An 11,915-nucleotide genomic window follows, 5' to 3' on the forward strand; every position below is an offset into this window, starting at 1 on the left:
AAGATGTTGCCTCAGGGCCGTGGGTTCACCCGATACCGATTCACTTTGCGGCCCTTTTGCTGCTGCTTTGTCGGCTTCTTTCCCGGGCCTTCCACGGCGGTTCAGGAGACCCGGGCGAGCCGGCCCGCCGCGAACTCCTCGGGGGACCAGGACACGGACCAGACGTCCAGTGCCGGGTCCCCCGACAGGATCGCCGTCTGCAGGCTCTGCAGCCGCGGGCACGGCTCGACGCCCAGCTCGTGGTTGAGCACGGCCCGGAGCCGGTGGAACGCCTCCAGCGAGCGGCCGACCCGGCCTGCCCGGTACAGGGCGATCATCAGGTAGGCGCAGAGGTTCTCGTTCATCGGGTTCCTGGCCACCACCCGGGTCAGCTCGCCCAGCAGGTCGGCGTGGCGCCCCAGGGCGAGGTCGGACTCTATGCGCCGTTCCAGCGCGCCGAGCCGGCTCTCCTCCAGGGAGACCGCCTCGATCTCCAGGATGCTGCCCTTCCTGACGTCGACCAGGGCGGGGCCGCGCCACAGCTGCAGCGCCTGGCGCAGTTCCTCGGAGGCGCGGCGGTGGTCGGCCCGCTCGGAGGCCGTGCAGCCGGTGCGCACCCGGCGCTCGAAGGTCTCGACGTCCGTGTCGCAGGCGTCTCCTTCGAGGAGGTAGCCGCTGTGCCGGGTGCTGAGGATCTGGCGGGCGCCCGGGCGGTCGGCGTCGGCCGCCGCGAGGGCCTTGCGCAGCTGCAGGACGTAGGTCTGGAGGGTGGTGGCGTGGCTGCGCGGGGGCCGGTCCCCCCACAGTTCCTCGATGAGGGTCGACACCGTGACGACCTTGCCCACGTTCAGCGCGAGCAGGGCCAGCACCTGGCGCTGCTTGGGCGCGCTGGCGGTCACGGGCGTGCGGTCGAGGTGCAGGTTCAGCGAGCCGAGCAGCCCGATGCTCAGCAGTGCGGGCTGCTGCCCAGCATCGACGGAGTCGTACGTTGTGGGGCCTTCGGACATTTCCATTCCTCCAGGCATCGCGGCTTTCGATCTCGATGTCCAGCATGCGCAGCGCACCGGGAGTTGCCCACTGAGTGGCACATCTATCCGATGTGAAGAATTCATGCCCGACACGTGAATCGGCGCATGGCGGTGCCCAGCAGGGGAGTTGGAGACTTCCGATCACCGCAGCGACGCCCCGCTGCGACACTCGGAGGGGGACCATCATGCAGATCGCTCTGGGCTCGGACGACCTGATCATCGAGAACCTCGACGACGCCGCGCCCGGCGTGGACGAGCTTCCCGCCGGCTGGTGTTTCATCGTGGTCGGTGCGGCGCAGTAGCCCGGCGGCCCCCGATGCGCGTTGAGGAACGGCCGATCGGATTCCGGCGGCACCTGCGGGCCGAGATCGTCCCCGGCGAGGCGGTGTACCTGGTCTCGCCCCGGGGGACGACGGCCCTGTCCGGGAAGGCCATCCAGAAGGTGGCCCCGCTGCTGGACGGTTCACTGACGCTCGACGGTCTGCGCGCCGCCGTCCCGCTTCCCGCGGCGGAGCTGGACGGCATGCTCGGCCGGCTCGCCGCCGCCGGTCTCGTCGGCTTCCACACCGGTCCCAAGGACCGTGCCGCGGCCGCCTATTGGGACCTGGCCGGGGTGGGCGGCCCGGTGGACGCCGCGCTGAGCGTGGTCGCGCTCGGCCGGGCCGACGCCGCCGCGGCCGAGCGCGCCTGCCGCGCGGCGGGCCTGTCCTGCGGCCCCGCGGCGCCCTTCACCCTGGTCGTCTGCGACGACTACCTCGATCCGGCGCTGGCCGAGTTCAACACCGCCCGGCTCGCGGACGGCCGGCCGTGGCTGGCGGCCAAGCCGTACGGGGCACAGCTGTGGATCGGCCCGGTCTTCCAGCCGGGGACCGGGCCCTGCTGGTCCTGCCTGGCCGCGCGGCTGCGCTGCCACCGGCGCGGCGAGAACCAGGTGCGGCGGGCGCTCGGGCTGGCCGGCCCGGTGCGGGCGCCGGAGGCCTCACTCGCGGCGACCCGCGAACTGGGGCTGCAGACCGCCGCGTTGCAGGCCGCCAAGTGGCTGGCCGGGCTGCGCGACGACACCCAGAACGCGGTGTGGACGATGGACACCCTGACCCTCGCCACCGCCCACCACCCGGTCGCCACACGGCCCCAGTGCCCGGACTGCGGCGACCCGGAGCTGGTCGCCGACCGCGCCCTGCTGCCGGTCCGGCCGGTCTCCCGGCCGAAGCACGTCGCCGGGGGGAACGGGCACCGGGCGCTGTCCGCGGAGCAGATGTGGGAACGCTTCGGCCACCTCGCCGATCCCGTCACCGGGATCGTCGACCGGGTCGTCCGCGATCCGCGCAGCCCCGGGTTCCTGCACTGCTACCAGGCCGGTCCCAATCTCGCGCTGACCGAGTGCGACCTCCCCACGTACCGGGCCGGCCTGCGCATGCAGAGCGGGGGCAAGGGGCGCACCGACCTGGACGCCCGGGTCAGCGCGCTGTGCGAGGCGGTCGAGCGGTACAGCGGGACGCGCTCGGGTGACGAGGCGACGATCCGCGGCAGTTACCGCGACCTCGCGCCCAGGGCCGTCCATCCGGGCGCGTGCATGCTCTACGACGAGCGCCAGTACCGCGAGCGCGAGCGGTGGAACGCGCCGGGCATCCCGTTCCAGCACGTGCCCGAGCCGTTCGACGAGGACGCCGAGATCGATTGGACGCCCGTGTGGTCGCTCACCGGCGAGACGCACCGGCTCCTGCCGACCGACCTGCTGTACTTCCGCGGCGACGGGGTCGCCTCCGTCGTCGCCGACTCCAACGGGAACGCCGCGGGCGGCACCCTGGAGGACGCCGTTCTGCAGGGCTTCCTGGAACTGGTCGAGCGGGACGCGGTGGCGCTGTGGTGGTACAACCGGACCCGGCACGCGGCGGTCGACCTGGACGCGTTCGGCGACCCGTGGATCGCCGCCCTGCCGGGCCGCTTCCGCGAACTGGACCGCACGCTGTGGGTGCTCGACCTGACCGCCGACCTGGGCATCCCGGTCATGGCCGCGGTCTCGCGCCGCGTCGGCGGCCCGGCCGAGGACATCATGCTCGGCTTCGGCGCCCATCTGGACCCGGCCGTCGCGCTGAGCCGTGCCGTCACCGAGCTGGGCCAGCTGCTGCCCGCCGTGACGGGCGGATACGCGCCGGGGCTGCCCGGCCATCTGCTCGACTGGTGGCGCAAGGAGACGGTCGCCTCCCAGCCGTACCTCCTGCCCGACCCCGGCCTGCCCGCGCGCACCCCGGCGGACTACGGCCACGTCCCGCGCGCCGACCTCCGCGACGACCTGGACCACCTGTGCGCGCTGGCCCGCGGCCATGGTCTGGAGGTGCTCGTGCTCGACCAGACGCGGCCCGACATCGGGCTGCCCGTCGTGAAGGTCGTCGTCCCCGGGCTGAGGCACTTCTGGGCCCGCTACGCGCCGGGCCGGCTGTTCGACGTGCCGGTTCGCCTGGGCAGGATCGACTCCCCCACCGCTTATCAAGATCTCAATCCGATTCCGCTGTTCCTCTAGCCGGGTAAGATCATCCGTGGCCGCTTCTGAGCTCGGTCAATAAAGTGAAAAGAGTAAAGATTCTCAGTCATGACAACCCGATAATTCGTCGGTAAGATCATCCCGGTTTCCAGGAGAACCGGGGGGTTGCCTGTGCTGCCAGCCACCGCAGGTCGGACGGGGAGGCATGCGCCGATGTCCGACCCGTCCGACGACGAGGACCGGGACGACGAATCAGGTCTGCAGGCACCACGCATGGCGCTCCTGGTCACGCTGGGTGTACTCGGCGGCAACACGGTCGTCACGGTCCTGAACGTGCTCGACGAGCACACCGATCCCGGACGACTGGGCCTGCTGGCCCTCTGTCTGATCGCCGTGCTGTCCCTGCAGTTCGCGCACTCCACCCGAAGACCTCGCACCTGGTCCGCCCGTCGCCGCGTGCTCACGCTGGCCGGCCAGGCGCTGGTCACCTATCTGCCGCTCGCCTGGCTGGGAGCGGCGTGGGGCGCGATGGCCGGACTGCTCGCAGGATCGATCCTGCTCGCGGTGCCGGGCCGGCTCCGCTGGCCGCTGTACGCGCTGGTCACCGCCGCCATCGTGCCCGCGGTCGTCGCCGTCGCGGGGCCGGGCATCGCGGTCTACGGGCTCGGCGCGACCCTGCTCTCCAGCGTCATCATCTTCGGCGTCAGCTCCCTGTCCGGCCTGGTCGTCGAGTTGCGCGAGACCCGGCGCGCCCTGGCCGGGATGGCCGTCGTCCAGGAACGGCTGCGGGTCGCCGGCGATCTGCACGACCTCTTCGGCTACAGCCTGTCGGCGATCATGCTGAAGAGCGAACTCGGCCACCGGCTGCTGCCGAGGGCGCCCGACAAGGCCAGGTCCGAGGTGGCCGCCGTGCTCGGCATCGCCCGGGACGCCCTGGCCGACGTGCGCATGGTCGCCACCGGCTACCGCGACATGTCGCTGGCCGCCGAGACCGAGTCCGCGCTCTCCGTCCTGTCCGCCGCGCAGATCACGGCCGAGGCCGACCTGGACTGCGGCCAACTGCCGCGCGAGGTGGACACCGTCCTGGCCATCGTGCTGCGCGAGGCGGTCACCAACGCCCTGCGGCACAGCAAGGCGCAGCGATGTACCGTCACCGCGACCCGCGACGGCGAGGCCGGCGGGGCCGGCGAGACGGTGGTCCTGCGGATCCGCAACGACGGTGCCGGCGAGGGCAGTGCGGACACCGGCACGGACGGCGGCAGCGGACTGAAGAACCTGACGACCCGTCTCCAGGGCATCGGCGGCGAGCTGAGCGGCGGGCCGGCCGACGACGGCTGGTTCGAGGTCGTCGCCCGCGCCCCGGCCGCCGCCCGGGACGACGACGACTCCGCCGAGTCCGAGCCCGAGGAGGGGGCGCGGGCCGCCCGGCAGTGGGCGCCCCGGATGGCCCGCGGCATGCTCATCGCCGTTCTGGTCGGCTACACGCTCATCACCGTGATCAACGCCGCGAGCGGCCCGGGCTCCGGAACCGCCATGCTCGGCTTCCTCGCCTGCTTCGCCGTCGTCGTGACGCTCCAGTTCTTCCACTCGCTGCGCCGCTCGCGCACCTGGCCGGTACGCGTACGGGCGCTCACCCTGGGCCTCCAGGCCGTGGCGAGTTACGCGCCCCTGCTGTGGCTCGGCGGCCCCTGGGGCTCGATGGCCGGATTCCTCTGCGGATCGCTGCTGATCACCCTGTCGGGCAGGCTCCGCTGGGTGCTCTACGCGGCCGCGGGCCTGGTGGTCGTACCGCTCGCGGCGGCCGTCGGCACCCGGCTGGCCGACATCGTCTACCTGGCCGACTCCCCGCTGGTGGCCGGCCTGGTGGTCTACGGCATCACCGCGCTGTACCGGCTCGTCACCGAGCTGCACGAGGCCAGGGGGGCGCTCGCGCAGCTGGCCGTGGCCCGCGAACGGCTCATCGTGGAACGCGAATTGCACGCCGTGCTCGGCTCCAGCCTCTCCACGGTCACGATGAAGTGCGCCCTGATCCACCGGCTGCTGCCCGAGGCACTGGAGCCCGCGCGCGAGGAACTGGCCACCGTGCTCGGCATCTCCCGCCAGGCCCTCGCCGACGTCCGGCGCGTGGCACGCGGGTACCGCGGCCAGGTGAACACTTCCGGCCGGTCCGAACATTCCCGGCCACATCCGGAATTCGACTGGTCCGGGGCCGGGGACCCGCCGTACACACGTGCAGAGACAGACGCAGCGCTCTGACAATTCACGTGCAATTATTGGGGCATTTACCAAGTCTTTAGCAGCGTACAGAGGGGGACAAGTGGAGATTCGGCGGATCAGAATTCTCCTGGCCGAGGACATGCACATGGTGCGGGGGGCACTGGTCACGCTGCTCGAGCTGGAGCCGGATCTGGAAGTCGTCGGCGTCGTGGACAAAGGTGACCTGATCGTCCCCACCGCGCTGAAGTGCCGTCCGGACGTGGCCATCATGGACGTCGATCTGCCGAACATGGACGGCCTCACCGCGGCCGAGCTGCTGCACCAGCAGCTGCCGGAGTGCCGGGCCCTGATGATGACCGGGGTCGGCCGTCCCAGCTATCTGCGCCGTGCGATGTCCGCGCGCGTCGCCGGCTTCCTGCTCAAGGACTCCCCGTCCGAGCAGCTCGCGCAGGCCGTCCGGGAGGTGGCCGCGGGCCGCCGGGTGATCAACCCCCAACTCGCCATGAGCGCCTGGGACATCGGCGACAACCCGCTGTCCGAGCGGGAGATCGAGGTGCTCGGCATGGCCGCCCAGGGCGACGAGCCGCGGGAGATCGCCGAGAAGCTGCACCTGTCCATCGGAACGGTGCGCAACTACCTCACGACGGTCGTGGTCAAGCTCAACGCCCGCAACCGGATCGACGCCGTCCGCATCGCCACCGAGGCCGGCTGGCTGTCCTGACCTGCGCGCGGGCCCCCCGCGACCGGTCCTCGACCGGCGGTCCACCGACGCGTTCGACGATGCCGACATACGGCGAGGTGAGAGCACCTCCGGTCGGCATGAGGAGAGCGTGATGCGCAAGGTCGTTTCCCGGGACGGCACGACGATCGCTTATGAGAAGGCGGGCGAAGGCCCGCCGATCGTGCTTCTCAACGGTTCGTTCCGCGATCACACGATCTTCGACGCGCTCGTGCCCGAGCTGTCGCCGCACCTGACCACCTACGTGTACGACCGCCGGGGACGCGGCGAGAGCGGCGACTCCCCCGAGTACGCCGTGCAGCGGGAGATCGAGGACCTCGAAGCGGTGATCGAGGCGGCCGGCGGCTCGGCGGTGGTGTTCGCCGGGTCCTCCGGCGCGAACCTGGCCGTCGAGGCGGCGCTCGCCGGCGCCCCGATCCGCAAGCTGGCGCTGCACGAGCCGTTCTACCGGGTCGGCGACTTCCCGATGCCGCCGTGGAACGTCGCCAAGACGCTGCGCGTGCTGCTGTCCGAGGAGCGGCGCACCGAGGCGGTCGAGTACTTCCTCGGCTGCCTGCTGGGCCTGACCCCCGACACGGTCGCCGAGTGGCGCAAGGGCCCGATCTGGGCGATGAACGAGGCGAACGCCCACACCCTGGTCTACGACACCGCCATCTGCGGCGACTACAAGGTCCCCGCCGACCGGCTGGCCGGATACCGGACCGAGGCCCTGGTCCTCAACAGCGACCACACCAGCGCCTGGCTGCGCGCGGCGGCGCTGGCGACCGCGGACGCATTGCCGAACGGCCGTTCGCTGGAGCTGCCCGGTTCCTGGCACCGGATCGACATGGACGTGCTCGGCCGCACCCTGGTCGAGTTCACCACCACCTGAGAGGTCCCGCCGGCCCGGCCGCGACCCGGGTCCGAGCCCGCGTACGTCACCTCCGACCGGCCGACACCTCACTCCCGGGAGACCCTCACCGTGACGACAGCTCACCCCCTCAGCCTCGGGGACCCCGCAGCGGCGGCCCGCGCGGCCGTCCCCTGCGAGCGCGGCGCCACCGTGTGGCTGACCGGTCTGCCCAGCGCGGGCAAGACCACCCTCGCCCTCGCCCTCGCCGAGCGCCTGCGCGGCGAGGGCCGGCGGGTCGAGGTGCTCGACGGCGACGAGATCCGCACGTTTCTCTCCAAGGGACTGGGATTCACCAGGGAGGACCGGCACACCAATGTGACCCGGATCGGCTTCGTCGCCCAGAAGCTTGCCTCCCACGGCGTCACGGTGCTGGTCCCGGTCATCGCCCCCTACGCCGACTCCCGCGCCGCCGTACGCGCGTGGCACGCCGCGGCCGGCACCGCGTTCTGGGAGGTCCACGTCGCCACCCCGGTCGAGGTCTGCTCCCGGCGCGACGTCAAGGGGCTGTACGCCCGGCAGGCCGCCGGCGAGATCTCCGGGCTCACCGGCGTGGACGACCCGTACGAGGCACCCGAGAACCCGGATCTCCGCATCCAGACGCAGGGCAGCTCGCCGGCCGGCTCCGCCGCCGAGCTGCACGCCTTTCTGACCGAGAGGGACCTCGCATGACGACCGCGACCCGCAGCCCCGTCGCCACCGAGGACGACCCGTACGCGCTGTCCCACCTGGACGCGCTGGAGGCCGAGTCGGTGCACATCCTCCGCGAGGTGGCGGGCGAGTTCGAACGGCCGGTGATCCTGTTCTCCGGCGGCAAGGACTCGATCGTGATGCTGCACCTGGCGCTGAAGGCCTTCCATCCGGCGCCGGTGCCCTTCGCGCTGCTGCACGTGGACACCGGACACAACTTCCCCGAGGTCCTCGCCTACCGCGACCGCGTCGTCGACCGGCACCGGCTGCGCCTGCACGTCGCCCGCGTGCAGGACTACCTCGACGACGGCCGGCTGCGCGAGCGCCCCGACGGCACCCGCAACCCGCTGCAGACGGTGCCGCTGCTCGACGCCATCGAGTCGCACGGCTTCGACGCGGTCTTCGGCGGCGGGCGCCGCGACGAGGAGAAGGCCCGCGCCAAGGAGCGGGTGTTCTCGCTGCGTGACGAGTTCGGCGCCTGGGACCCGCGCCACCAGCGCCCCGAGCTGTGGTCGCTGTACAACGGACGGCACGCACCGGGCCAGCACGTGCGGGTCTTCCCGCTCTCCGACTGGACCGAGCTGGACGTGTGGCAGTACATCGAGCGCGAGGGCATCGAGCTGCCGGAGATCTACTACGCCCACGAGCGCGAGGTGTTCCGGCGCGGCGGCATGTGGCTGACCGCCGGGGCGTGGGGCGGCCCCAGGGAGCACGAGACGCCCGAGCGCCGGCTGGTCCGCTACCGCACCGTCGGCGACATGTCCTGTACCGGCGCCGTCGAGTCCACCGCCGCCGGCAACGCGGAGATCATCGCCGAGATAGCCGCCAGCCGCCTCACCGAGCGCGGCGCCACCCGGGCCGACGACAAGCTCTCCGAGGCCGCGATGGAAGACCGCAAGCGCGAGGGGTACTTCTGACCATGACCATCGAGACCGCCGCCTCGCTGCTGCGCTTCGCCACCGCAGGGTCCGTCGACGACGGCAAGTCCACCCTGGTGGGCCGCCTGCTGCACGACTCCAAGTCGGTCCTCGCCGACCAGCTGGAGGCCGTCGAGCGGGCCTCCGCGAGCCGCGGCCAGGACGCCCCCGACCTCGCGCTGCTCACCGACGGCCTGCGGGCCGAACGTGAGCAGGGCATCACCATCGACGTCGCCTACCGCTACTTCGCCACCCCGCGCCGCCGGTTCATCCTCGCCGACACCCCCGGCCATGTGCAGTACACCCGCAACATGGTCACCGGCGCCTCCACGGCCGAGCTGACGGTGGTCCTCGTCGACGCCCGCAACGGCGTGGTCGAGCAGACCCGCCGGCACGCGGCCATCGCCGCCCTGCTGCGGGTGCCGCACGTCGTCCTCGCCGTCAACAAGATGGACCTCGTCGGGTACGAGGAGAAGGCGTTCGCGGCGATCGCCGAGGAGTTCACCGCCTACGCGGCCTCCCTCGGCGTCACGGACGTCATGGCGATCCCGTTGTCGGCGCTGGCCGGGGACAACGTGGTGGAGCCGTCCGCGAACATGGACTGGTACGGCGGCCCGACCCTGCTGGAACACCTGGAGACCGTCCCCGTGGGCAGCGACCCGGGCCACGAGCCCGCCCGCCTCCCGGTCCAGTACGTGATCCGCCCGCAGAGCGAGGAGCACCGCGACTACCGCGGCTACGCGGGCCGGCTGGCCTCCGGTGTGCTGCGGGTCGGGGACGCCGTCACCGTCCTGCCCTCCGGCCGTACCAGCACCGTCACGGCGATCGACGCGCTCGGCAGAGGCACGGACATCGCCTGGGCACCCCAGTCGGTCACCGTCCGGCTCGCCGACCAGCTCGACGTCTCCCGCGGCGACCTGCTCGCCTCCGATCCCGCCCCGGACCCCGTCACGGACTTCGCGGCCACCGTCTGTCATCTGAACGAACGCCCGCTGCACCGCGGCGCCAAGGTGCTGCTGAAGCACACCACCCGTACCGTGCGCGCGCTGGTCCGGGAGATCACCTACCGGATCGACACCGACACCCTCGAACAACGCACCGGCAGCGGGCGGCTGGACGTCAACGACCTCGGCCGCGTGGTGCTGCGCACCGTCGAGCCGCTGGCCCTCGACGCCTACGCCGACAACCGCCGTACCGGCTCGTTCCTGCTGATCGACCCGGCCGACGGCAGCACACTCGCCGCCGGCATGGCGGGCGAGGCGTTCGCGACCACCGCGGCCGGGCCGCGCGACGCCGCCGGCCCGCGGCCGGACGACGCCGGACGAACTGGCCGAAGGAACCAGGGGGACCGATCGTGAGCTGGAACTCGTCCTCGCACCGGGTCGCGGTCGTCGGCGCCGGCGCGGCAGGGACCCTGACGGCGGTGCAGCTGCTGCGGCAGGCCGAACGCCTCGGCCGGGCGGCCGAGATATGGCTGATCGACCCGGCCGGACAGGCGGGCCCGGGCGTCGCCTACGGCACGTCGGACCCCCGGCACCTGCTCAACGTGGCCGCCGGCAGGATGAGCGCCTTCCCCGACGACCCCGAGCACTTCCTGCGCTGGCTCGTGGCCCGGCACCCCGGTGCCGGGCCCGGCGACTACCGCCCCCGGCGGGAGTACGGGCGCTACCTGACCGAGGTGCTCGACACCACCGCGGCGGAGAGCCGGCGGGTCCGGCTGCACCGGGTGCGGGACCGGGTCGTCGCCGCCCGCGCGCGGGGCACCGGGGTCGCGCTGCGGCTCGCCGACGGCACCGAACTGCGCGTGGACGCGGCCGTGCTGGCGCTGGGCAACTTCACGCCGGGCCAGGACTGGGCCTGCGCGGAGCTGCGCGAGTCCCGGCACTTCGTCGCCGACCCCTGGGCGCCCGGCGCGCTCGACGCCGTGCCCGAGGACGCCGACGTCCTGCTGGTCGGCACCGGTCTGACCATGGCGGACCTGGCCGTCACGCTGGCCCGCCCCGGCCGGGTGCTGCACGCGGTGTCCCGCAACGGGCTCGTCCCCCGCGACCATCTGACCGACCCCGCCCCGGCCGCCGAGCCGCCGCGTCTCGACGGCTCGCGCGGCCTCGACGCACTGCGCCGGGAGGTCCGGCACTACCTCGCCGCGAGCCGCCGTGCCTGCGGCGACTGGCGTCCCGGCATGGACGGGCTGCGCCCGCTGACGGCGGCGCTGTGGCAGCAGCTGTCCACGGCCGACCGCGGCCGCTTCCTCCGGGAGGACCTGCGGCTGTGGGAGGTGCACCGGCACCGGATGGCCCCCGGCACGGCGGCCACGGTCCGCGCGCTGCGGGACTCGGGCCGGCTGCGGGTGGCGTGCGCGGAGATGGTGCGGGCCGTGCCCGGCGCCGGCACGGTGGCCGTACGGCTGAGCGACGGCAGACGGCTCACGGTCGGTGCGGTGATCAACTGCACCGGCGCCCAGACCGACCTGCACCGCACGGTGGACCCCCTGGTGCGCTGCCTGCTGGACCACGGCCACGCCCGCACCGGCCCCGCCGGCCTGGGCTTCGACACCTGGAGCGACGGCCGGCTGGTGCCCGCCGTGGTCACCTCGGTCTCCCGGCTGTGGACGCTCGGGGTGCTGCGCCGCGGCAACCTCCTGGAGAGCACGGCGATTCCGGAGATCCGCGCCCAGGCGGCGGAGGTCGCGGACAGCGTGCTCCACGTGCTCGGCCGCCGTACCGGCCCCCGGGCCACCGACCGCTACGGGCAGACGCTGAGCACGACCCTCGACGCGGCGGAGTTCTACAACGAGGCCCTCGACCGGATCCTGGCGGGTGAACGCGGCGCCGAGGCGCTGCTGACCGAGGCGGTCACCACCGACCCGGACTTCGCCGCGGGCCACGCGGCGCTGGCGCTGCTCGGGCACGAGTGCGGGGCCGCCCCGGACCCGGCGGCCGCGCTCGGGGCCGCGCGGCGGGGGGTGGGAAGT

At 72.9% G+C, this 11,915-nt stretch carries 9 protein-coding genes; 8 read left to right on the forward strand and 1 reads right to left on the reverse strand.

Going from position 1 to position 11,915, the window contains the following annotated elements; all coding sequences use genetic code 11:
* Positions 1 to 101: 101 nt before the first annotated feature.
* A complete protein-coding gene (locus tag AB0N17_RS32810) occupies positions 102 to 986 on the reverse strand; it encodes an AfsR/SARP family transcriptional regulator (RefSeq protein WP_366015228.1) in 885 nt (294 codons plus the stop codon).
* 337 nt (positions 987 to 1,323) lie between these two features.
* Between AB0N17_RS32810 and AB0N17_RS32815 the strand changes: the two genes are divergently transcribed.
* The 8 genes from AB0N17_RS32815 to AB0N17_RS32850 form a co-directional block, all read left to right on the forward strand.
* Positions 1,324 to 3,528, forward strand: a complete 2,205-nt coding sequence (locus tag AB0N17_RS32815; protein WP_366015229.1) for a TOMM precursor leader peptide-binding protein — start codon at positions 1,324 to 1,326, stop codon at positions 3,526 to 3,528.
* A gap of 174 nt (positions 3,529 to 3,702) precedes the next feature.
* Positions 3,703 to 5,745 carry a histidine kinase gene (locus tag AB0N17_RS32820; RefSeq protein ID WP_366015230.1) on the forward strand — a complete coding sequence of 681 codons (2,043 nt, stop codon included), beginning with the start codon at positions 3,703 to 3,705 and terminating at the stop codon, positions 5,743 to 5,745.
* Between the two features lie 67 nt (positions 5,746 to 5,812).
* Positions 5,813 to 6,427, forward strand: a complete 615-nt coding sequence (locus tag AB0N17_RS32825) for a response regulator transcription factor (protein WP_366015244.1) — start codon at positions 5,813 to 5,815, stop codon at positions 6,425 to 6,427.
* Between the two features lie 112 nt (positions 6,428 to 6,539).
* The gene (locus AB0N17_RS32830; protein WP_366015231.1) at positions 6,540 to 7,316 is read left to right on the forward strand and encodes an alpha/beta hydrolase; all 777 of its coding nucleotides are present in this window, start codon (positions 6,540 to 6,542) and stop codon (positions 7,314 to 7,316) included.
* A 90-nt stretch (positions 7,317 to 7,406) separates the two neighbouring features.
* Positions 7,407 to 8,006 carry an adenylyl-sulfate kinase gene (gene cysC, locus AB0N17_RS32835; protein ID WP_366015232.1) on the forward strand — a complete coding sequence of 200 codons (600 nt, stop codon included), beginning with the start codon at positions 7,407 to 7,409 and terminating at the stop codon, positions 8,004 to 8,006.
* The gene (gene cysD / locus AB0N17_RS32840) at positions 8,003 to 8,941 is read left to right on the forward strand and encodes a sulfate adenylyltransferase subunit CysD (protein WP_366015233.1); all 939 of its coding nucleotides are present in this window, start codon (positions 8,003 to 8,005) and stop codon (positions 8,939 to 8,941) included. Before cysC ends, cysD begins: the two co-directional genes overlap by 4 nt.
* Positions 8,942 to 8,943: 2 nt before the next feature.
* Positions 8,944 to 10,299 carry a GTP-binding protein gene (locus AB0N17_RS32845; protein WP_366015234.1) on the forward strand — a complete coding sequence of 452 codons (1,356 nt, stop codon included), beginning with the start codon at positions 8,944 to 8,946 and terminating at the stop codon, positions 10,297 to 10,299.
* Positions 10,296 to 11,915 (forward strand): FAD/NAD(P)-binding protein (locus tag AB0N17_RS32850; RefSeq protein WP_366015235.1); only part of this gene is annotated, 1,620 nt, incomplete at its 3' end. The genes AB0N17_RS32845 and AB0N17_RS32850, both read left to right, overlap by 4 nt.

It is taken from the genome of Streptomyces sp. NPDC051133 (assembly GCF_040682635.1).
In the GTDB taxonomy this organism is placed as follows: Bacteria; Actinomycetota; Actinomycetes; order Streptomycetales; family Streptomycetaceae; genus Streptomyces.

Bases quoted from the DNA above. Each gene is read 5' to 3' on its own strand.
- AB0N17_RS32830 (WP_366015231.1), top strand. From the start codon at position 6,540: ATGCGCAAGGTCGTTTCCCGGGACGGCACGACGATCGCTTATGAGAAG.
- AB0N17_RS32810 (WP_366015228.1), bottom strand. From the start codon at position 986: ATGTCCGAAGGCCCCACAACGTACGACTCCGTCGATGCTGGGCAGCAG.
- AB0N17_RS32820 (WP_366015230.1), top strand. From the start codon at position 3,703: ATGTCCGACCCGTCCGACGACGAGGACCGGGACGACGAATCAGGTCTG.
- AB0N17_RS32845 (WP_366015234.1), top strand. From the start codon at position 8,944: ATGACCATCGAGACCGCCGCCTCGCTGCTGCGCTTCGCCACCGCAGGG.
- cysD (WP_366015233.1), top strand. From the start codon at position 8,003: ATGACGACCGCGACCCGCAGCCCCGTCGCCACCGAGGACGACCCGTAC.
- AB0N17_RS32815 (WP_366015229.1), top strand. From the start codon at position 1,324: ATGCGCGTTGAGGAACGGCCGATCGGATTCCGGCGGCACCTGCGGGCC.